Here is a 21,376-nt window from a genome sequence, read left to right on the forward strand (position 1 = left end):
AACACCCGGGGAGGTTCCAGAGCGGCCAAATGGGACAGACTGTAACTCTGTTAGCGTAAGCTTTCGAAGGTTCGAATCCTTCTCTCCCCACGTAGTTGAGTGAATGGATGGTATAGCAAGCAGCAAGCAATTGCTTTTTAGCGGGCCATCCATTCATTTCTTCTCTGCGGGAGTAGCTCAGTTGGTAGAGCGGCAGCCTTCCAAGCTGCAGGTCGCGGGTTCGAACCTCGTCTCCCGCTCATTGTCAATCTCAAATTGATGATGAAGAAAAGCATTGGCCGGCCATTGTGCTTTCTTCGTTGTAAATTTGCCTTTACATAAGCCGTTTTAGCTCAGTGGTAGAGCACTTCCTTGGTAAGGAAGAGGTCATGGGTTCAAATCCCATAAATGGCTCTGAATACGAGTACCACCGGGGCAGCGCGTCTGCACCGTTTGGACCTGCGAGAAAAGTAAAGCGACGTGCAGTCCCCACTAAGCGGAGCTGCGTATCGCTTTCTTGCAGTATAGTCAAGTCGCGTTTTCCCCTCCTTCACCACAAAATTCCTCTTAATCTCTTTACAATGGCTAAAGAAAATTTTGATCGTTCCAAACCGCACGTGAACATCGGTACGATCGGGCACGTCGACCACGGCAAAACTACCCTGACCGCTGCTATCACGATGGTACTGGCGAACAAAGGTTTGGCCGCAAAGCGTGACTTCTCGTCAATCGACAACGCTCCCGAAGAAAAAGAGCGCGGTATCACGATTAACACTTCGCACGTAGAATACGCTACCGAAAATCGTCACTATGCTCACGTTGACTGCCCTGGTCACGCTGACTATGTGAAGAACATGGTAACGGGTGCTGCCCAGATGGACGGCGCTATCCTCGTAGTAGCTGCTACTGACGGCCCAATGCCGCAGACGCGTGAGCACATCCTGCTGGCTCGCCAGGTAGGTGTACCTCAGCTGGTGGTATTCATGAACAAAGTAGACATGGTGGATGACCCCGAGCTCCTCGAGCTGGTGGAAATGGAAATCCGTGAACTGCTGTCGTTCTATGACTTTGACGGTGACAACATTCCCGTTATCCAGGGTTCAGCTCTGGGTGGCCTGAACGGCGACGCTGCTTGGGTTCCAAAAATCGAGGAACTGATGGCTGCCGTTGACAGCTATATTCCAATCCCAGCTCGTCTGACCGACCTGCCCTTCCTGATGCCAGTAGAGGACGTATTCTCTATCACGGGTCGTGGAACGGTTGCTACCGGCCGTATCGAGCGTGGTGTTATCAACTCTGGTGAGCAAGTGGACATCCTCGGTATGGGTGCCAAGCAAGGCCTGAAGTCGACAGTTACGGGTGTGGAAATGTTCCGCAAAATCCTAGACCGTGGCGAAGCTGGTGACAACGTAGGTCTACTGCTCCGCGGTATTGAAAAGGACGATATCCGTCGTGGTATGGTTATTTGCAAGCCCGGCTCGGTAACTCCCCACAAGAAGTTCAAGGCTGAGGTTTACGTTCTCTCGAAAGAGGAAGGTGGCCGTCACACCCCATTCTTCAACAACTACCGTCCGCAGTTCTACCTGCGTACCACCGACGTAACGGGTATCATCACCCTGCCCGAAGGTGTTGAGATGGTAATGCCCGGCGACAACATCACCATTCAGGTGGAGCTGATCAGCGCCGTAGCAATGGAGAAAGGCCTGCGTTTCGCTATCCGCGAAGGTGGCCGTACGGTAGGTGCCGGTCAGGTGACCGAAATCCTCGACTAGTTTCTGCTAGCATAACACAATCCGCCCTCGATTTTTCGGGGGCGGATTTGTTTTGTGCCATCAGTTCAGTACATTTGCAGTCCCAATCCGGCTTTATAGTCGTTTGGAGCGCTTACACGGGCGTAGTTCAAGGGTAGAATAGAGGTCTCCAAAACCTTTGATGGGAGTTCGAATCTCTCCGCCCGTGCCATTTAGCCAGTTACTGGCCCAGTTATTATCGCCAAAGCCCGTTCACGGATCATGAGCAAGCTGACAAAGTATTTCCGCGAGACTACCGAAGAGATGCGCTACAAAGTAACGTGGCCGTCTTTCGAAGAGCTGCAGAAGAGTTCCGGTCTGGTTCTCATCGGCTCGCTCGTGTTTGCGGCAGTGGTAGGCTTGATGGACATCATCTTCAAAACGGGACTGGAGGCATTTTACAACTCGTTCCGTTAAGCACAAGAATCGATGGGTGAGTTGAAATGGTACGTTGTCCGCTCGGTAAGCGGACAAGAGAAAAAGGCCAAGACGTATCTCGAAACTGAGATTGGTCGTCATGGCCTTTCGGATTTGGTGCCGCAGGTATTGATTCCGGTTGAAAAGGTTTTCGAAATGCGCAACGGCAAGAAGCGCGTGCGTGAGCGGAACCTGTACCCCGGCTACATCATCATCCACGCTGACCTTTCCCACGGCGAAGTAGACCATATTATCACCAGCACGCCTGGCGTAATTGGTTTCCTGAGTGATAAAGAAGGCAAAGCAGCCAACCAGAACACCAAACCAGTGCCGCTGCACATTTCGGAAGTTAACCGCATCCTCGGAGTGGTAGACGAAGCGGAAGAGCAGACGGCCCAGTTGGAAACCCCATTCGTGGTAAACGAGTTGGTAAAAGTAGTAGATGGAGCCTTCAGTGGTTTCTCTGGTACGGTTTCCGAAGTGTTTGAAGAGCGGAAGAAGCTCAACGTAATTGTGAAAATCTTCGGCCGCAGCACTCCTATGGAGCTCAGCTACACGCAGGTCGAGAAAGAGTCTTAATAGTACGTCGTCGGTTGTCCGCTCCGGGCCGGCGGTGCTTCCACTAGGAGCATTACATCATCTGAGGACTGTGTGAGTTACGTCACATTGTTCGAAGCCTTTCAATCCAAATGGCCAAGGAAATTAGAGGTTATCTGAAGCTTCAGATAAAGGGAGGCGCCGCGAACCCCGCGCCGCCGGTTGGACCTGCACTTGGTAGCAAAGGCCTTAACATCATGGAGTTTTGCAAGCAGTTTAATGCTCGCACCCAGGATAAGGCCGGCCAAGTTTGTCCTGTTCTCATTACCATGTACACCGACAAGTCGTTTGACTTCGTGGTGAAGACCCCACCGGCACCGGTTATGCTGATGGAAGCTGCAAAGCTCCAGAGCGGTTCGAAAGAGCCAAACCGTAATAAAGTGGGTTCAGTAACGTGGGACCAAGTTCGTCAGATTGCCGAAGTGAAAATGCCCGATTTGAATGCTTTCAAAATCGAATCGGCTATGAAACTGGTAGCTGGCACCGCCCGCAGCATGGGTATCACCATCAAGGGAGATTCTCCTTTCGCTGAATAATCTTAACGGAGAAGAATCAGATGGCAAAAGTTAGCAAAAAGCGCAAGGAAGCCCTTGCCAAGCATGACCTGACCCAAGTGCGTAACCTCATTGAGGCCGCAACTGTTGTTAAGGACATCACTTACACCAAGTTCGACGCTTCGGTTGATATCGACGTTCGTCTGGGTGTTGACCCCCGCAAAGCCGACCAGATGGTACGTGGCGTAGCCACTCTACCCCATGGTACCGGTAAAACGGTCCGTGTTCTGGCTCTCGTAACTCCGGACAAAGAAGCCGAAGCTACGGCTGCTGGTGCCGACTACGTAGGTCTGGACGACTATATCTCGAAAATCGAGAAAGGCTGGACAGATATTGACGTGATTATCACGATGCCTGCCGTGATGGCCAAAGTTGGTCGTCTGGGCCGGGTACTGGGTCCTCGTGGCCTGATGCCTAACCCTAAGTCAGGTACCGTAACGACCGACGTTGCCAAGGCTGTACAGGAAGTGAAAGCTGGTAAAATCGACTTCAAAGTTGACAAAACCGGTATCATCCACACCAGCATCGGTAAGGTATCGTTCGATTCGCAGAAGCTGGCTGAAAACGCCATCGAAGTAATTCAGACCTTAAACCGTCTGAAGCCTTCGTCGGCAAAAGGCACGTACATCAAGAGCATCACGCTCTCGAGCACGATGTCGCCCGCAGTGCCGGTTGACACGCAAGTAACTTCCGCTTAAGGTATAACCAACACGACGATATGACCCGGGAAGAAAAACAAGCCCTCGTCGACGAGTTGAGCGAGAAGTTTCAATCGCACAACGCGTTCTACATCACCGACGCTTCGTCGATGACCGTGGCGAAAATCAACGAATTCCGTCGCCTGTGCTTCAACCGCGGCATGGAGTTCAAAGTGTACAAGAACACGCTGATCCGTAAGGCTCTCGACACCCTGGGTGGCGATACTTCGGAGATGGACGCTGCGCTGAAAGGCCAGTCGGGTGTTCTGTTTTCGAAAGAGTCGGGCAACGCCCCGGCCAAACTGCTGAAAGACTTCTACAAGTCGCAGAACTATGGTAAAAACGTACTGCCGAAGCCAGCCCTGAAAGGTGCTTACATCGACACGGACGTTTACGTAGGTGCTGACCAGCTGGAGAGCCTCAGCACTATTAAAGGCAAAAACGAGCTTATCGGTGATATCATCGGTCTGCTGCAGTCGCCCGCCAAGAACGTTATTTCTGCTCTGTCGAGCGGCGGCAACAAACTGGCTGGCATCCTCAAGACGCTTTCCGAAAAAGAAGAGGTTGCAGGCTAACCGCTGCTCATCTTTTTCACATTAGATTTCCAAACGTTCAACAACCCCCTTTTTTAACAATCTACAGAAATGGCAGATTTGAAAGCATTCGCTGAGCAGCTCGTTAGCCTGACGGTGAAAGAAGTAAACGAACTGGCTACTATCCTGAAAGACGAGTATGGCATCGAGCCTGCTGCTGCTGCTCCCGTAATGGTAGCTGGCGGTGGTGGTGCTGCTGCTGAAGCTCCTGAGGAGAAGACTTCGTTCGACGTGATTCTGAAAGCCGCTGGCGCTCAGAAACTGGCTGTAGTGAAACTGGTGAAAGACCTGACCGGTCTGGGCCTGAAAGAAGCCAAAGAACTGGTTGACGGTGCTCCTAAGCCCCTGAAAGAAGGTGTTGCTAAGGACGAAGCTGAAGGCCTGAAGAAGCAACTGGAAGAAGCTGGCGCCGAAGTAGAAGTTAAATAACTCTGCGGCCCGCATTTTCTCTCTACAAATAAGGATAGGCCTGGCAACTAAGCCAGGTCTTTTCCTGTTTGTAGGCAACAAACTTTGCTAATGTCCTCATACGCGCCGCTTTGCGGCTTTTTGTGCCTAAACGCACAAGACGGAGGCAGGGTTTTCTATTGCATCCTCTCTGTGTCCATTTCCTAACCCCACATACATTGGCTACACCGAAAGCAAAGGCTGCGCTGGAAAGGCTGCAGGCCGCTGACGAGCGGATCAATTTCGCCAAGATTAAAAAGGTTATTGAGTACCCGGATTTCCTGGACGTGCAGGTTCGCTCGTTCATGGATTTCTTCCAGTTGGAGACGGCTGCTGAGAACCGCACCGATGAAGGGCTGTTCAAGGTATTCGCGGAGAACTTTCCGATTTCGGACTCCCGCGAAAACTTTGTCCTGACGTTCATCGACTACCACGTAGATCCGCCCAAGTATTCGGTGGATGAGTGCATCGACCGCGGCCTGACGTACTCTGTGCCGCTGAAGGCTAAGTTGCGTCTGGTCTGCAATGATACGGACAACGAGGACTTCGAAACCATTGAGCAGGAAGTGTTCCTAGGGAATATTCCCTACATGACCGAGAAAGGCTCATTCGTTATTAACGGCGCCGAGCGGGTTATCGTATCGCAACTGCACCGTTCGCCCGGCGTGTTCTTTGCTCAGAGCAAGCACACCAACGGCACGAAGCTGTATTCGGCCCGTATTATTCCGTTCAAAGGCTCGTGGATTGAATTTGCCACGGACGTGAACAATGTGATGTACGCGTATATCGACCGGAAGAAGAAATTCCCGGTTACTACGCTGCTTCGCGCTATCGGCTATGGCACCGACAAAGACATTCTCGACCTGTTCGGGCTGTCGGAAGAGGTGAAAGCTGATAAGAAAACGCTCAAGAAGGCTGTAGGCCGTAAGCTGGCTGCCCGGGTGCTGCGCACCTGGACGGAGGACTTCGTGGACGAGGATACCGGTGAAGTGGTATCTATCGACCGGAACGAAGTGCTGCTGGAGCGCGACTCGACCATCGAAGAGGACGACATTGACACCATCCTGAATGCCGGAGCTAAATCGGTTATCCTGCACCGCGAGAACGTCAACATTGCCGACTTCGCCATCATTTATAACACACTGCAGAAAGACAACTCCAACTCGGAGAAGGAAGCTGTAGAGCAGATCTACCGTCAGCTCCGTAACACGGAAGCTCCTGACGAAGAAACTGCGCGTGATATCATCCAAAAGTTGTTCTTCTCGGATAAGCGCTACGACCTTGGTGACGTAGGCCGCTACCGTATCAATAAGAAGCTGGGTATCGACACGAACTGGGAAGCCCGCGTGCTGACCAACGAGGACATCGTCCTCATCGTGAAATACCTGATTGGCTTGATCAACTCCAAGGCCATTGTCGATGACATTGACCACTTGAGCAACCGTCGTGTCCGCACGGTAGGGGAGCAGCTTTACGCTCAGTTTGGCGTGGGTCTGGCCCGTATGGCGCGTACCATCAAGGAGCGCATGAACGTGCGCGACAACGAGGACTTCAAGCCGGTTGACCTGATCAATGCCCGGACGCTGTCTTCAGTTATCAACTCGTTCTTCGGCACCAACCAGTTGTCGCAGTTCATGGACCAGACCAACCCACTGGCCGAGGTGACGCACAAGCGTCGCGTATCGGCACTGGGGCCTGGAGGTCTGTCGCGTGAGCGGGCTGGTTTCGAAGTACGTGACGTTCACTACACGCACTACGGCCGTCTTTGCACCATTGAAACGCCGGAAGGCCCGAACATCGGTCTGATTTCGTCGCTGTGCGTGCACGCCCGCGTAAACTCCATGGGCTTCATCGAGACGCCTTACCGCACGGTAGAGAGCGGCAAGGTGGATATGACGGAGAACGTGAAGTACCTCACTGCTGAGGAAGAAGACACTCACCACATTGCGCAGGCTAACGCCCGCCTCACGGATGAGGGTCGATTCATCAGCGACCTGGTAAAAGGCCGTTTCGAAGGTGACTTCCCCGTGGTTGAGCCCGGTGAGTACACCTATATGGACGTAGCCCCGAACCAGATTGTATCGGTAGCTGCTTCGCTGATTCCGTTCCTGGAGCACGATGACGCCAACCGTGCCCTGATGGGTTCGAACATGCAACGCCAGGCAGTACCGCTGCTGAAAGCCGAGGCTCCTATTGTGGGCACTGGTCTGGAAGGCCGCGTAGCTACTGACTCGCGCACGCTGGTTGTAGCGGAAGGCAACGGTGTTATTGATTACGTGGACGCTAACCGCATCGTAGTAAAATACGACCTGACGGAAGACGACATCCTCGTAAGCTTTGACGCTGAGAAGATTTCCTACGACCTGATCAAGTTCCGTCGTACCAACCAGGATACCTGCATCAACCTGACGCCGCTCGTGAAGAACGGTGAGCGGGTGGTGAAAGGCCAGGTGCTGTGCGAAGGCTACGGTACCAATAAAGGTGAGCTGGCCCTGGGTCGTAACATGCAGGTGGCGTTCATGCCATGGCAGGGTTACAACTTCGAGGATGCCATCGTTATTTCGGAGCGGGTTGTCCGCGACGACATCTTTACCTCAATTCACATTGAGGAGTTTGAACTGGAAGTGCGCGAAACCAAGCGCGGCGAAGAAGAGCTGACCTCGGAAATTCCGAACGTGAGCGAAGAAGCCGTGCGCAACCTCGACGACAACGGTATTATCCGTCTGGGCGCTGAGGTGAAGGAAGGCGACATCCTGATCGGTAAGATTACGCCCAAGGGCGAAACCGACCCGACTCCGGAAGAGAAGCTGCTCCGTGCCATCTTCGGTGACAAAGCCGGTGATGTGAAAGACGCCTCACTTAAGGCGCCGCCCTCCCTGCAGGGTGTGGTAATCGGCACCAAGCTATTCTCGCGTCCGAAGAAAGACAAAAACCTCCGGGCCAAGTCGAAGAAGGAAGTGGAAGAGCTGAAGGACTCGTATGCCAAGGAACTGCGCGCGGTGAAAGCCGTGATGGTGGAGAAGCTGGTGCAGCTGCTGGAAGGCAAAACCTCCCAGGGCGTGAAGCACAAGTTTGGCGACGAAATCCTGAGCAAGGGTGTGAAATTCGGAAAGAAGAACATCACGGAAGCGTTGTTCCCCGAGAAGAACCCCTATAAGGACGAGAGCAACTACGCCGTGCCGGAAGAGGTGAACATGTTCAAAGACCTGATCCTGGAGAACTGGACGGCTGATGAGCGCGTGAATGGAATGCTGACCACGCTGGTGAAAAACTATGCTAAGCGTCGCAACACCATCACGGCCCGCTTCAAGCGCGACCGGTTCACGCTGGAAGTAGGTGATGAACTGCCCGCAGGTATTGTGCAGCTGGCCAAAGTATACATCGCCAAGAAGCGTAAGCTAAAGGTGGGTGATAAAATGGCTGGTCGTCACGGTAACAAGGGCGTGGTAGCCCGCATCGTGCGCGATGAGGACATGCCATTCCTGCCCGACGGCACCCCAATGGACATCGTGCTGAACCCCCTGGGTGTACCAAGCCGGATGAACATCGGTCAGATCTACGAAACCGTACTCGGCTGGGCCGGTCTGAAAATGGGCCGTACCTACGCTACCCCGATTTTCGACGGTGCAACCGAGGACGAAGTAGCTAAGGAACTGACCGAGGCGGGCCTGCCCGACTGGGGCCGTGCTTACCTGCACGATGGTCTGACTGGTCAGCGTTTCGACCAGCCGGTAACCGTAGGTGTTATTTATATGCTGAAGCTGGGTCACCTTGTCGATGACAAGATGCACGCCCGTTCCATCGGCCCGTACTCGCTCATTACCCAGCAGCCGCTGGGTGGTAAGGCGCAGTTTGGTGGCCAGCGCTTCGGCGAGATGGAAGTGTGGGCACTGGAGGCCTTCGGCGCTTCTAACGTTCTCCAGGAAATCCTGACGGTGAAGTCGGATGACGTGGTAGGCCGTGCCAAAGCGTACGAGGCTATTGTAAAAGGTGACGTACTGCCCAAGCCAAATATCCCCGAGTCATTCAACGTACTCATTCATGAGCTGCGTGGTCTGGCCCTGGAAATCACGCTTGACTAAATTTTGAAAAGGGGGCTGCTGGTGTTTCGATGCTGGTAGCTCCCTCTTTCAAGTAATGCGCGGTTCGGGAAACCGAAAACATCCGCTGCCGGCGCCGTTCCGAGATAAGGTCAGAACGGCATCAACTTCCGGGAGCAGATGGCCGCAAAGTGGTTCGTGTTTGCCCAAAGACGAGCTGTTTATCATCCAGACTTGGTGAAACCTACTGCACGACGTACCTATCCGATCTGCAGAGCACTTTTGCCAAAGTCGAACTGTTAGAATTACTCGCGCTGCTCTTAAGAGGGCGGAGCCGTTCTAACAGCACACAAAGCCAACAGCTAATAGCTTCCACACATGGCGTTTGCAAAAAACAAAAAACTGGTACAGGACTTCTCGAAAGTCACTATCTCGCTGGCCTCGCCCGAATCCATTCTGGAGCGGTCGAACGGTGAAGTAGTAAAGCCCGAGACGATCAACTACCGGACGTACAAGCCCGAAATGGGTGGCTTGTTCTGCGAGCGGATTTTCGGTCCCGTAAAGGACTGGGAATGCCACTGCGGTAAATACAAGCGCATCCGCTACAAAGGCATTATCTGCGACCGTTGCGGCGTAGAGGTGACTGAGAAGAAAGTACGTCGGGAGCGTATGGGCCACATCGAACTGGTGGTGCCCGTGGCGCATATCTGGTACTTTAAGTCCCTGCCAAACAAAATCGGCTACCTGCTGGGCCTGCCCACCAAGAAGCTTGATCAGATTATCTATTACGAGCGGTATGTAGTAGTACAGCCGGGCGTATTGGCCGAAGAAGGCGTACAGCAGCTCGATTTCCTCACCGAAGACGAGTACCTCGACATCATCGACAAGCTCCCCCGCGAGAACCAGATGCTGCCGAACGAGGACCCCAACAAATTCATTGCCCGCATGGGTGCTGATGCGTTGTACCTCCTGCTGGAGCGCATCAACCTCGACGAGCTGTCGTACTCCCTGCGTGACTCTGCCGCCCACGAAACTTCGCAGCAGCGTAAAGCTGAGGCCTTGAAGCGTCTGCGGGTAGTAGAAGCGTTCCGTGATGCCGCCACCCGCGTGGAAAACAAGCCCGAGTGGATGGTTATCCGCATGGTGCCCGTTATTCCACCGGAATTGCGCCCTCTCGTGCCGTTGGATGGTGGCCGTTTCGCTACTTCCGATCTGAACGACCTATACCGCCGCGTTATCATCCGTAACAACCGCCTCAAGCGCCTGATCGAAATCAAGGCTCCTGAAGTGATTCTGCGGAACGAAAAGCGCATGCTGCAGGAAGCTGTTGACTCCTTGTTCGACAACTCACGTAAGGTTAACGCCGTGCGTGCCGAAGGCAACCGGGCGCTGAAGTCGCTGTCTGATATGCTGAAAGGCAAGCAGGGCCGCTTCCGTCAGAACCTGCTGGGTAAGCGTGTTGACTACTCTGGCCGTTCGGTTATTGTGGTTGGCCCTGAGCTGAAGCTGCACGAGTGCGGTCTGCCCAAGAACATGGCAGCCGAGCTGTTCAAGCCGTTCATCATTCGTAAGCTCATTGAGCGCGGTATTGTGAAGACGGTGAAATCAGCGAAGAAAATCGTTGACCGCAAGGATGCTGTGGTATGGGATATTCTGGAAAATGTGCTGAAAGGCCACCCAGTACTCCTCAACCGTGCTCCTACGCTGCACCGCTTGGGTATCCAGGCGTTCCAGCCCCGCCTCATCGAGGGTAAAGCTATCCAGCTGCACCCACTGGTGTGTACAGCTTTCAACGCTGACTTTGACGGTGACCAGATGGCTGTGCACGTTCCCCTGGGACCGGCCGCTATCCTGGAAGCCTCCATGCTCATGCTGGCCTCGCACAACATCCTGAACCCTGCTAACGGCGCGCCTATTGCGGTACCGTCGCAGGACATGGTTCTGGGTTTGTACTACGTGACCAAAGGCAAGCGCACCACGCCCGAAGAGAAAATCGACGGTGAAGGCATGACGTTCTACTCCGATGAGGAAGTAGTTATTGCCATCAACGAAGGTATTCTGTCGAAGCACGCATATATCAAGGTTCGCACCTTGGTTCGTGACGAGCAGGATAACCTGGTTACCAAGATCATCGAGACCGTAGCCGGCCGCGTGCTGTTCAACCAGCTCGTGCCAACGGAGGTAGGTTTCGTAGATGAGCTGCTGACCAAGAAAAAGCTGCAGCAAATCATTTCGCTGGTGTTCAAGCGTACGGGTATGGCCCGCACGGCACAGTTCCTCGACGACATCAAGACGCTGGGCTTCCAGTCGGCTTACAAAGGTGGTCTGTCGATGGGTCTGGGCGACATCCAGATTCCGAAAGAGAAAGATGCTCTGATTGCGCAGGCACAGGCGGATGTTCTGGCGGTAACGCAGAACTACCAGATGGGTCTGATTACGGATAACGAGCGTTACAACCAGGTTATCGACATCTGGACGCGTATCAACAACCAAATCACTGAAACCCTCATGGGTCGCCTCGAAAAGGAGAACCAGGGCTTCAACTCGATTTACATGATGATGCACTCTGGTGCCCGTGGTTCGCGTGAGCAGATTCGTCAGCTCGGCGGTATGCGGGGTCTGATGGCTAAGCCGCAGAAGTCACTGCAGGGTTCGGTAGGTGAGATTATTGAAAACCCGATTCTGTCTAACTTCAAAGAAGGTCTGGACGTAATCGAGTACTTCATTTCGACCCACGGCGCCCGTAAGGGTCTGGCCGATACGGCTCTGAAAACGGCTGACGCCGGCTACCTGACGCGTCGTCTGGTAGACGTATCGCAGGACGTAATTGTAAACGAAAATGACTGTGGTACGCTGCGCGGCATCGAGACCTTCGCTCTGAAGGATAACGAGGACGTGGTAGAGCCACTGGCAGAACGTATCCTGGGCCGCGTGGCCGTGCACGATATCATCGACCCGCTGACGGACGAGGTTATCCTGACTGCCGGCGACGAAATCACCGAGGAAATCACGCGTCGCATCGACAATACCAGCATTGAATCGGTGGAAATCCGTTCGGTACTGACCTGTGAGTCGAAGCGTGGTATCTGCGCCCGTTGCTACGGTCGTAACCTGTCGTCGGGCCGCATGGTGCAGAAAGGCGAAGCGGTTGGTGTTATTGCTGCCCAGTCTATCGGGGAACCCGGTACCCAGCTCACGCTGCGTACGTTCCACGTAGGTGGTACAGCTTCTAACATTGCCGTAGAAGCCAGCATCCGCGCCAAGTTCGCCGGTGTGGTTGAGTTCGAAGATATCCGCACTGTAGAAACTGCTAACGCCGATGGCGAGCCAGTGAAAGTAGTGATGGGTCGCTCGGGCGAGGTTCGTATCGTGGAGAAAGGCACCGGTAAGGTGTTCATTTCTAACCACGTGCCTTACGGCTCGTTCCTGCTGGTTGAAGAAGGCCAGGAGGTAGAGAAAGGCCAGGAGCTGAACAACTGGGACCCCTACAACGCCGTTATTCTGGCTGAGTTTGATGGTACCGTTCAGTACGACGCCATTACCGAAGGCATTACCTACCGCGAGGAGTCGGACGAACAGACCGGTCACCGTGAGAAAGTGATTATCGAATCGAAAGCCAAGGATCAGAACCCCTCTATCATCGTGCGCCCCGGTAAGAAGGGTGACATGGAAGGATCGAAGGGCTACAGCATCCCGGTTGGTTCGCACTTGAACGTAGAGAACGGCGAGAAAATCAAGGCTGGTCAGATTCTGGCTAAGATTCCGCGTGCCGTGGGCAAAACCCGCGACATTACCGGTGGTCTGCCCCGTGTTACGGAGCTCTTCGAAGCCCGTAACCCTTCGAACCCGGCTGTTGTGGCCGAGATTGACGGTGTGGTAACCTATGGTACCGTGAAGCGTGGTAACCGTGAAATCTTCGTGGAGTCGAAAGACGGCGTGAAGAAGAAGTACATGGTGCCGCTGTCCAAGCACATTCTGGTGCAGGACAACGACTTCATCCGGGCCGGTATGCCGCTTTCCGATGGTGCTATTACGCCGTCCGACATCCTGAGCATTCAGGGTCCGGGTGCGGTGCAGGAGTACCTCGTGAACGAGATTCAGGAAGTATACCGCTTGCAGGGTGTGAAAATCAACGATAAGCACATCGAGGTGGTAGTTCGCCAGATGATGCAGAAAGTGGTTATCCTCGATGCCGGCGATACGACCTTCCTGGAGCACCAGGTTATCGACAAAATCGTGTTCATGGAAGAAAACGATACCATCATCGACATGAAGGTGGTAACGAATGCCGGCGACTCGACGAACCTGAAACCTGGTCAGATTGTAACGGCTCGTCGTCTGCGCGACGAAAACTCGAGCCTGAAGCGTCGGGACCTGGCGTTGGTAGAGGTACGGGATGCGCAGCCTTCCGTATCGCGCCCCACGCTGCAGGGTATCACGCAGGCCTCTTTGGGTACTCAGTCGTTCATCTCGGCCGCTTCCTTCCAGGAAACGACCAAGGTGCTGTCGGAAGCCGCCATCCGTGGCAAGGCCGACGAACTGCTGGGCCTGAAGGAAAACGTAATTGTAGGTCACCTCATTCCGGCCGGTACCGGTCTGCGCGAATACACGCGTCAGATCGTTGGGTCGAAAGACGAGCTGGAGGCGCTGCAAGCGTCGAAGGCCGCGGAAGAAGTGGTTCCTGCCAAGCGTCCGACCCGCGCCTCACGTCGCGAATCGGTACAGGAGTAGTTCTTCTGGAGTAAATAAGTAGGAGAAGCCGGCCAGAGAAATCTGGTCGGCTTTTTCTTTTTTGGTAGTTTTAACCTGCCGGGCAGAATGCACCTGCTGCGGCCTATTCTTTCTGCTATGAACCAGCCCCCTCAAGACGCGAACATACCCCACGACCCCAACGCCATAAATATTGAGCTGTCGGAGGAAATTGCCGAAGGCGAATACGCTAACCTGGCCATGATTGCGCACAGCAGCAGCGAGTTTGTCATTGACTTCATTCGCCTGATGCCGGGCTTGCCCAAAGCCAAAGTGAAAGCCCGCATTGTCATCACCCCCGAGCACGCCAAGCGGCTGCTGGCTGCCCTTTCCGATAACATCGACCGGTTTGAGCAAACCTTTGGCAACATCAAGCAGCAACCCGATATGCCCAGCTACCCGATGAACTTTGGGGGCGCTATGGGCGAGGCGTAAGCCCTGATTTGTCTTTTCGCATAAAAGCCGATGCACTTCCACCGGGAGGAGCGTCGGCTTTTCCTTACTACCTGCTTTTCCATGCAACATCCCCCAGTGACAGGTCAGCGGCAGAATTACCTAATCTACCTTTCGTATGGTTCGGCCGGAATCAGGAGCGAGGCGCTATATAGTATTCTGTCCTACTATAAAGTTGCTGCCACTACTCCCGCTACGGCCCGCCCGACCATTGTTATCTATACCGATGATGCGGCAAGCTTTCAGAAAGTGTTGGGAGCACCGGCGGATATAGTCTATCCGAAAATAGGGGAAGAGCAGTGGACTCAGTGGAAAGGCAGCGTTAATAAAGTATATCTGCTGAAGATAGGCGTGCTGGAGCATGCGGCAGCGCACTTCCCAGGCAACCTGCTTTTTCTGGATACGGATACCATCTGGCAAAAAGACCCAACGCCCATTTTCGAGGATATATCTCAGGGAGTACGGTACATGCATATGGATGAGGGCGCGCTTGCCACGGGCAATGAGCTAAGCCGCAAAGTATACCGGCACCTGAAAAGCTTCCAGACGCAGATAGCCGGACACACACTCCGTATTGAGCCTACCACCCGATTGTTTAATTCGGGCGTGCTTGGCTTCCATAGCGAGGATGCTGGCCTGCTGCCTGAAGTGATGCAGCTAGCCGAGCAACTCTATGCTGCCTATAACAAGCATATGATGGAGCAACTGGCCTTCAGTATTCGGTTTGCCGTGGATGGGGAGCCGGTACGGGAAGCCGCCAGCTACCTGCTGCACTACTGGAATCTGAAGGCCTTGCGGCCGGTGCTGGTAGAGTTGTTTGAGCGCTATGCCGGCCAGAGTTATGAGGAGTTGTACCACCGGGCTACCCAGCTGCATATACCAGAGCTGCACAAGTCGGAGCAGGCTTATAGCAGCTTGCCCGGTTGGCGGCGGGCTTTTCGGAAGGCAACGGGCCGCCGCTGGCGCCTGCCCCACTTTGACTTATAAGCGCACTATCGGCTATAAAAGTCATGCTGCCTGTTAAATAAGACGGGTGCTGGAGAGGGAAAATGTGCTGGTGGGGGAGAAAATAAGTTGCCCTGAACGCACATAAGCCTATGCCATTTACTACTGCTTCATCTTCTAAAATTAACTAATTCAACCTGTTTGCTATTTCGAAAGCAAGTCTATACCTTTGCAAGCCTAATTTTTTGGGAGCGAACCCCCCTGGACAAACCATTCCGTAGATGCCTACCATTAACCAATTAGTACGAAAAGGCCGCGAGAAGCTGACGACCAAGTCGAAGTCGCCGGCTCTTGATTCGTGCCCGCAGCGCCGTGGCGTTTGCACCCGTGTGTACACCACCACGCCTAAGAAGCCGAACTCGGCTATGCGTAAAGTAGCCCGTGTGCGCCTCACCAACGGCAAAGAAGTTAACGCCTACATCCCTGGTGAAGGCCACAACCTGCAGGAGCACAGCATCGTGCTGATTCGTGGCGGCCGCGTGAAAGACCTTCCCGGTGTGCGTTATCACATCATTCGTGGCGCTCTGGATACTGCCGGTGTAAACGGCCGTCTGCAGCGTCGCTCGAAGTACGGCGCTAAGCGTCCGAAGCCAGGCCAGCCCGTAGCAACAGGCAAAGGCGGCAAACCAGCACCCGGTAAGAAAAAGTAATTGAGACGAGTGTGGTAGTCCGAAGTGCTGGATAGCATATGGTTCTTATCCCACTCTTGGCTACCGCTACTCACATCTGAACCCATGAGAAAGTCAAAACCGAAAAAGCGCATCCTCCTGCCCGACCCCAAATACAAGGAGACGCTGGTAACCCGCTTCGTCAACTACATGATGTATGACGGGAAGAAAAACCTGGCCTACACCATTTTCTATGATGCCTGCGAGCTTGTTGAGCAGCGCACCAAGGAAAGCGGCCTGGAGATGTGGCGCAAAGCCCTGAACAACGTTATGCCCACTGTAGAAGTAAAGAGCCGCCGCGTAGGTGGTGCTACCTTTCAGGTGCCGATCGAAGTTCGCGCTGACCGTCGTATTGCCGTAGGTTCTAAGTGGTTGATCCAATACGCTCGTCGTCGTGGTGAGAAAACCATGAAGGACAAGCTGGCTGGCGAAATCATTGCCGCCGCGAAAGGTGAAGGTGCTGCCGTGAAGAAAAAGGACGACACGCACCGGATGGCGGAAGCCAACAAGGCCTTCTCGCACTTCCGTTTCTAAACAGTTATTAGGACTTAGGGTCTTAAGACTTAGTAGTGTTTTACATGCTTTACTAAGGCTTAAGGCCCTAATTCCTAAGACCTCATAAAAACCATGGCTGTTAATAAAGATCTGCATTACCTCCGGAACATCGGGATTATGGCGCACATCGATGCTGGTAAAACCACCACGTCGGAGCGTATTCTCTACTATACCGGAAAAACCCACAAAATCGGGGAAGTGCACGAAGGTGCTGCCACGATGGACTGGATGGAGCAGGAGCAGGAGCGGGGTATCACCATTACTTCAGCTGCTACTACTACCTTCTGGAACTATCCTACTGATGCCAACGGCGACCCTACGCCCGAGACCAAGCAGTATAAAATCAACCTGATTGACACTCCTGGCCACGTTGACTTCACCGTAGAAGTTGAACGCTCGCTGCGTGTACTGGACGGCGCTGTTGCTCTGTTCTGTGCTGTATCGGGTGTTGAGCCTCAGTCCGAGACTGTTTGGCGTCAGGCTGATAAGTACAAAGTGCCTCGCATTTGCTTCGTCAACAAGATGGACCGTGCCGGTGCTGACTTCTTCAAGGCTGTTGCCGAGATTAAGGATAAGCTAGGTGCTAACCCTGTTCCCCTGCAAATTCCAATCGGCGCCGAGGATACCTTCAAAGGTGTTGTCGATCTGCTGACTGGTAAGGCCATAGTATGGGATGATGCTACCCAAGGCAAATCGTACCACGAAATCCCCGTTCCCGAGGATCTGGTGGAAACCGTAGCCGAGTGGCGTCAGAAGCTGGTAGAAAGCGTTGCCGAATATGACGACGCTCTGTTGGAGAAATTCTTCGACAACCCAGATTCTATCACGCGCGAAGAAATGATGGTTGTTATCCGCCAAGCGGTTATCGACATGAAGTTCTCGCCCGTAATGTGCGGTTCAGCTTTCAAAAACAAAGGTGTACAGTCGATGCTGGATGGCGTAATGGCCTACCTGCCGTCGCCGCTGGATATGCCCCCCATTATCGGTACCAACCCCGATACTGGCGAGGAAATCGAGCGTCACCCCGACAACAGCGAGCCTTTCACTGCCCTGGCGTTCAAGATTGCTACTGACCCCTTCGTAGGTCGTCTGTGCTTCTTCCGTTGCTATAGTGGCGTTCTGGATGCTGGTTCGTACGTGCACAACAACCGCACGAACAAGAAGGAGCGTATCTCGCGTTTGATGCAGATGCACTCCAACAAGCAGAACCCCATTGACAAAATCCAGGCCGGTGACATTGCTGCCGGTGTTGGTTTCAAAGACATTAAGACCGGTGACACGCTGACCGATGAGAAGTCGCGCATCGTTCTGGAATCAATGTCGTTCCCTGAGCCCGTTATCGGTTATGCCATTGAGCCTAAAACTCAGGCTGACGTAGATAAGATGGGTATGGCTATTGCCAAACTCGTGGAAGAAGATCCTACGCTGGTAGTGCAGACTGACCCCGAGACGGGCCAGACCGTACTGAAAGGCATGGGCGAGCTTCACCTGGAAATCATCATCGACCGTATGCGTCGTGAGTTCAAGGTGGAAATCAACCAGGGTGCTCCGATGGTAGCTTATAAGGAGATTCTCACCAAGACGGTGGAGCATCGCGAAACTTATAAGAAGCAGACGGGTGGTCGTGGTAAATTCGGTGACATCGTATTCGAACTCGGTCCGAAACTGACCGATCCGGAGAAACCCGGTCTGGAGTTCGTAAACGACATCACGGGTGGTGTTATCCCCCGCGAATTCATCGCACCGGTTCAGAAGGGCTTCGAAGAAGCTATGAAGAACGGTCCGTTGGCTGGCTTCCCCATCGAAGGCATGCGCGTACGTCTGTACTACGGTTCTTACCACGATGTTGACTCGGACGCCCTGTCGTTCGAACTCGCTGCCCGTGGTGGTTTCCGTGAGGCTGGCAAGCAAGCTGGTCCGAAACTGCTCGAGCCCATCATGGCGGTAGAAGTAGTTTCTCCTGATGAGTACACCGGCTCGGTAACGGGTGACCTGAACCGTCGTCGTGGTATCATGAAAGGCATGGACACCAAAGGTGGTGCTAACGTTATCAAGGCTGACGTTCCGCTGTCGGAGCTGTTCGGTTACGTGACCACGCTGCGTACCATCTCGTCGGGTCGTGCTTCGGCTTCGCTGACCTTCTCGCACTACGACCAAGTGCCGAACAACCTTGCTGAAGCTATTATTGCTAAGCAAAAGGGTAACGCCATCCGCTAATCCGCTTTCAGATTACAGACATGAACCAGAAAATTCGCATCAAACTGAAATCCTACGACCACAACTTGGTGGACAAATCGTCGGAGAAGATCGTGAAGGCGGTGAAGGCTACGGGCGCTATCGTAAGCGGCCCCATTCCACTGCCCACTAACAAGGAGAAGTTCACCGTTCTTCGTTCGCCCCACGTGAACAAGAAGTCGCGCGAGCAGTTCCAGCTTTGCACTTACAAGCGTCTCGTTGATATCTACTCGACTTCGTCGAAGACCGTAGATGCGCTGATGAAGCTTGAATTGCCAAGCGGCGTAGACGTTGAAATCAAAGTCTGAGGACAGCGAGTTTCAGTCTAACTGAAGATGGCACCCCGTTGGTTTTTCGAAACCGGCGGGGTGTTTTCGTTTAATCCTGCCAACTTTATAGGGCGAAACTACATTCGCTTTAAAGTAGAGTCGCCTCGCGCTACAAATCATCAATGCCGGTATCTGTCCCCCGTATGAGTTCAGTGAAAGTTTCCGGGACACTTGTACACCGCTTACAACTGCTGGCTGTATTCTGGTGTGGCTGCATAATGCTTGGGCTGTTTACCGGGAATATTGTCCGGGTGCTTTCAAGTCTAGGTATCATTGGTCTAGTAGTAACCAGTATTACATATGCATATGTGCAGGGTGGCACATCGCGCAGTCGCTACTCCCTGGCTTATTGGAGTCTAATGGGCGTGTTTGCCATTCATGCCTTGTGGGGCGTGCAAACCCAAGAAGGAAACTGGGGCGAATTCACGAGGGGCATTTTATTACAGTCCCCCTTCTTATTACTGCCCTTAGCATTCTGGCTGCTAGGGGGATTGCCCAGTCGATACTTGAGAAGCTTATATCTGGTCTTTATCGGGCTAGTTACACTTTCAGCGCTTGGCAGTACTGTTTACTATCTTCTGCATAGTACCGAGATACACAATCTGTATTTGCAGTCGCAGATAATGCCTACGGTGCCAGATCATATCCGTTTTAGCTTAATGGTGACTTACGCCATTGCTATAGGAAGCCTATTGCTCTGGAAAAAAGCAATAGAAGTTAAATGGCGAAACTGGCTACTGGCTGCAGTAATGTTTCTGATCTTATACCAACATATGTTAGCCGTACGCAGTGGCCTACTTACTCTGTATGTACTGGCTGGCGTATCAGTAGTAGCACTAGTAATTTGGAAAAAGAAGTATAAGCAAGCTGTGCTTGTGCTATGCATGATGTTTGTGCTACCACTATTTAGCTATCTGGCACTGCCAACATTTCATAACAAGTTTCTGAATACGCAGGAGGACGTAGGTAGAGTAGAGCAAAGTGGCTCAGCTAACAATTACTCCTTGGTAGGGAGAGTCTATTCTTACAGAGTAGCGGTACAAATTATGGCAGACCACCCGTGGGTAGGAGTGGGGCGCGCCAATATGGAGGAAGCTATAGCGAAGAAATATCAAGAGAGCTTCCCGCAGATTAATTCCCGAGCTTATATACTCCCCCACAATCAATTCCTGTTTAACCTAGTGGCTTTTGGGAGAATTGGCATTCTGCTATTCACGGTGTTTTTCTATTTTCCTGGCATACGGGTATGGCCCCGGCAGGCCCCATTGCTGCTGGCTCACTATATCATTGTGACGTTATCATTCTTAGTGGAATACCCTCTGGAACTGCAGGTAGGGCTTAATTTCACTTTACTATTCCTTTTACTTGCGCTAAATGGTCAGGAAAAAGTCACTGAGTCTGATACAGCCTGGCGGCCAGTGTAAACCCCTTTAACAAGTACATCAGCTCAACATAGAAGCAATAGGTAGAAAGCCATTATAACTGAGCCAAAAAAGACTGAGTTGAGTAGCTAACTAGGTGGTTCTGAAAATATTTCAGAATGGGGTTGGATTATGACGTAACAATTCCCTAGCTTTGCACTCCCTTTCCGAAAACGCCGCTCGGGTGTTTTCGCTGTGTCTTTTTATAAACCCCAATAGAATGCCTGGCATCATCGGTAAAAAAATCGGTATGACAAGCCTCTTCACTCCGGACGGGAAGAACATTCCCTGCACGCTCATTGAAGCGGGTCCGTGCGTAGTGACGCAGGTTAAGACAATCGAGAAGGACGGCTACACAGCCGTTCAGGTAGGTTATGGCGAGAAAAAAGCCAAAAACACTACCAAGGCTCTGGCTGGCCACTTCGCCAAAGCCGGTACCACCCCCAAGAAAAAGCTGGTTGAGTTCCGCCTTGCTGCGGAGTCTACCTACACCGCTGGCGCTACCATCGACGCTACCCTCTTCGAGGAAGGCGAGTTTGTAGACGTAGTGGGCACCTCAAAAGGTAAAGGTTTCCAGGGTGTAGTAAAGCGCTACAACTTTGCTGGTGTGGGTGGTCAAACTCACGGTCAGCATAACCGTCTGCGTCACCCAGGTTCTATCGGTGCTTGCTCCTGGCCTTCCCGCGTATTCAAAGGAATGCGCATGGCTGGCCGTATGGGCGGTGACCGTGTGAAAGTGCAAAACCTGAAGGTAATGCGCGTGGTAGCCGACAAGAACCTAATCGTAGTAAGCGGTTCGATTCCCGGTGCCAAGAACTCTTACGTGGTCCTGGAAAAATAACGCGA

General features: G+C 53.0%; 17 protein-coding genes and 4 tRNA genes. All 21 read left to right on the forward strand.

Annotation, left to right across the window (positions count from 1 at the left end; genetic code table 11):
• The first annotated feature begins 7 nt into the window (after positions 1-7).
• The 21 genes from Q4G72_RS04530 to rplC all read left to right on the forward strand — a co-directional run bounded on the left by Q4G72_RS04530 (position 8) and on the right by rplC (position 21,371).
• Positions 8-90: transfer RNA gene (locus Q4G72_RS04530), tRNA-Tyr, on the forward strand.
• Between the two features lie 76 nt (positions 91-166).
• Positions 167-239, forward strand: a tRNA-Gly gene (locus Q4G72_RS04535).
• An 82-nt stretch (positions 240-321) separates the two neighbouring features.
• A tRNA-Thr gene (locus Q4G72_RS04540) sits at positions 322-393 on the forward strand.
• 167 nt (positions 394-560) lie between these two features.
• Positions 561-1,751, forward strand: coding sequence for an elongation factor Tu (gene tuf / locus Q4G72_RS04545; protein WP_044515515.1), 1,191 nt, complete (start codon positions 561-563; stop codon positions 1,749-1,751).
• A gap of 116 nt (positions 1,752-1,867) precedes the next feature.
• Positions 1,868-1,941: transfer RNA gene (locus tag Q4G72_RS04550), tRNA-Trp, on the forward strand.
• Between the two features lie 50 nt (positions 1,942-1,991).
• Positions 1,992-2,186, forward strand: coding sequence for a preprotein translocase subunit SecE (gene secE / locus Q4G72_RS04555; RefSeq protein WP_054410969.1), 195 nt, complete (start codon positions 1,992-1,994; stop codon positions 2,184-2,186).
• Between the two features lie 12 nt (positions 2,187-2,198).
• Positions 2,199-2,765, forward strand: a complete 567-nt coding sequence (gene nusG, locus Q4G72_RS04560; protein ID WP_054410972.1) for a transcription termination/antitermination protein NusG — start codon at positions 2,199-2,201, stop codon at positions 2,763-2,765.
• 110 nt (positions 2,766-2,875) lie between these two features.
• A complete protein-coding gene (rplK, locus tag Q4G72_RS04565) occupies positions 2,876-3,319 on the forward strand; it encodes a 50S ribosomal protein L11 (RefSeq protein WP_054410974.1) in 444 nt (147 codons plus the stop codon).
• A gap of 20 nt (positions 3,320-3,339) precedes the next feature.
• Positions 3,340-4,035, forward strand: coding sequence for a 50S ribosomal protein L1 (gene rplA / locus Q4G72_RS04570; protein WP_044515503.1), 696 nt, complete (start codon positions 3,340-3,342; stop codon positions 4,033-4,035).
• Between the two features lie 20 nt (positions 4,036-4,055).
• Positions 4,056-4,610: a 50S ribosomal protein L10 gene (rplJ, locus tag Q4G72_RS04575; protein WP_303310244.1), complete on the forward strand. Its 555-nt coding sequence runs from the start codon at positions 4,056-4,058 to the stop codon at positions 4,608-4,610.
• 69 nt (positions 4,611-4,679) lie between these two features.
• On the forward strand, positions 4,680-5,057 hold the full coding sequence (gene rplL / locus Q4G72_RS04580; RefSeq protein ID WP_303310245.1) for a 50S ribosomal protein L7/L12: 378 nt from the start codon (positions 4,680-4,682) through the stop codon (positions 5,055-5,057).
• A 224-nt stretch (positions 5,058-5,281) separates the two neighbouring features.
• Entirely contained in the window at positions 5,282-9,157 is a 3,876-nt protein-coding gene (rpoB, locus tag Q4G72_RS04585) for a DNA-directed RNA polymerase subunit beta (protein WP_303310686.1), read from the forward strand.
• A gap of 336 nt (positions 9,158-9,493) precedes the next feature.
• Positions 9,494-13,846 (forward strand): DNA-directed RNA polymerase subunit beta', encoded by a 4,353-nt coding sequence (gene rpoC, locus Q4G72_RS04590; RefSeq protein ID WP_303310246.1) that lies wholly within the window; start codon positions 9,494-9,496, stop codon positions 13,844-13,846.
• 117 nt (positions 13,847-13,963) lie between these two features.
• Complete coding sequence (locus Q4G72_RS04595; RefSeq protein WP_303310247.1) at positions 13,964-14,299, forward strand: DUF3467 domain-containing protein; 336 nt, start codon at positions 13,964-13,966, stop codon at positions 14,297-14,299.
• Positions 14,300-14,380: 81 nt separating this feature from the next.
• On the forward strand, positions 14,381-15,304 hold the full coding sequence (locus Q4G72_RS04600) for a hypothetical protein (RefSeq protein WP_303310248.1): 924 nt from the start codon (positions 14,381-14,383) through the stop codon (positions 15,302-15,304).
• Between the two features lie 239 nt (positions 15,305-15,543).
• Entirely contained in the window at positions 15,544-15,972 is a 429-nt protein-coding gene (gene rpsL, locus Q4G72_RS04605) for a 30S ribosomal protein S12 (RefSeq protein WP_054410986.1), read from the forward strand.
• An 84-nt stretch (positions 15,973-16,056) separates the two neighbouring features.
• Positions 16,057-16,524 carry a 30S ribosomal protein S7 gene (gene rpsG, locus Q4G72_RS04610; protein ID WP_044515484.1) on the forward strand — a complete coding sequence of 156 codons (468 nt, stop codon included), beginning with the start codon at positions 16,057-16,059 and terminating at the stop codon, positions 16,522-16,524.
• Between the two features lie 93 nt (positions 16,525-16,617).
• Positions 16,618-18,762 carry an elongation factor G gene (fusA, locus tag Q4G72_RS04615; protein ID WP_303310249.1) on the forward strand — a complete coding sequence of 715 codons (2,145 nt, stop codon included), beginning with the start codon at positions 16,618-16,620 and terminating at the stop codon, positions 18,760-18,762.
• Positions 18,763-18,782: 20 nt separating this feature from the next.
• A complete protein-coding gene (rpsJ, locus tag Q4G72_RS04620) occupies positions 18,783-19,088 on the forward strand; it encodes a 30S ribosomal protein S10 (RefSeq protein ID WP_044515480.1) in 306 nt (101 codons plus the stop codon).
• Between the two features lie 164 nt (positions 19,089-19,252).
• The gene (locus Q4G72_RS04625) at positions 19,253-20,533 is read left to right on the forward strand and encodes an O-antigen ligase family protein (RefSeq protein WP_303310250.1); all 1,281 of its coding nucleotides are present in this window, start codon (positions 19,253-19,255) and stop codon (positions 20,531-20,533) included.
• Positions 20,534-20,750: 217 nt separating this feature from the next.
• Positions 20,751-21,371 carry a 50S ribosomal protein L3 gene (gene rplC, locus Q4G72_RS04630; RefSeq protein WP_303310251.1) on the forward strand — a complete coding sequence of 207 codons (621 nt, stop codon included), beginning with the start codon at positions 20,751-20,753 and terminating at the stop codon, positions 21,369-21,371.
• Positions 21,372-21,376: the final 5 nt, after the last annotated feature.

Origin of the sequence: Hymenobacter sp. BT730, from assembly GCF_030542105.1 — a bacterium.
Classification (GTDB): Bacteria; Bacteroidota; Bacteroidia; order Cytophagales; family Hymenobacteraceae; genus Hymenobacter.

Bases quoted from the DNA above. Each gene is read 5' to 3' on its own strand.
- tuf (WP_044515515.1), top strand. From the start codon at position 561: ATGGCTAAAGAAAATTTTGATCGTTCCAAACCGCACGTGAACATCGGT.
- secE (WP_054410969.1), top strand. From the start codon at position 1,992: ATGAGCAAGCTGACAAAGTATTTCCGCGAGACTACCGAAGAGATGCGC.
- nusG (WP_054410972.1), top strand. From the start codon at position 2,199: ATGGGTGAGTTGAAATGGTACGTTGTCCGCTCGGTAAGCGGACAAGAG.
- rplK (WP_054410974.1), top strand. From the start codon at position 2,876: ATGGCCAAGGAAATTAGAGGTTATCTGAAGCTTCAGATAAAGGGAGGC.
- rplA (WP_044515503.1), top strand. From the start codon at position 3,340: ATGGCAAAAGTTAGCAAAAAGCGCAAGGAAGCCCTTGCCAAGCATGAC.
- rplJ (WP_303310244.1), top strand. From the start codon at position 4,056: ATGACCCGGGAAGAAAAACAAGCCCTCGTCGACGAGTTGAGCGAGAAG.
- rplL (WP_303310245.1), top strand. From the start codon at position 4,680: ATGGCAGATTTGAAAGCATTCGCTGAGCAGCTCGTTAGCCTGACGGTG.
- rpoC (WP_303310246.1), top strand. From the start codon at position 9,494: ATGGCGTTTGCAAAAAACAAAAAACTGGTACAGGACTTCTCGAAAGTC.
- Q4G72_RS04595 (WP_303310247.1), top strand. From the start codon at position 13,964: ATGAACCAGCCCCCTCAAGACGCGAACATACCCCACGACCCCAACGCC.
- Q4G72_RS04600 (WP_303310248.1), top strand. From the start codon at position 14,381: ATGCAACATCCCCCAGTGACAGGTCAGCGGCAGAATTACCTAATCTAC.
- rpsL (WP_054410986.1), top strand. From the start codon at position 15,544: ATGCCTACCATTAACCAATTAGTACGAAAAGGCCGCGAGAAGCTGACG.
- rpsG (WP_044515484.1), top strand. From the start codon at position 16,057: ATGAGAAAGTCAAAACCGAAAAAGCGCATCCTCCTGCCCGACCCCAAA.
- fusA (WP_303310249.1), top strand. From the start codon at position 16,618: ATGGCTGTTAATAAAGATCTGCATTACCTCCGGAACATCGGGATTATG.
- rpsJ (WP_044515480.1), top strand. From the start codon at position 18,783: ATGAACCAGAAAATTCGCATCAAACTGAAATCCTACGACCACAACTTG.
- Q4G72_RS04625 (WP_303310250.1), top strand. From the start codon at position 19,253: ATGAGTTCAGTGAAAGTTTCCGGGACACTTGTACACCGCTTACAACTG.
- rplC (WP_303310251.1), top strand. From the start codon at position 20,751: ATGCCTGGCATCATCGGTAAAAAAATCGGTATGACAAGCCTCTTCACT.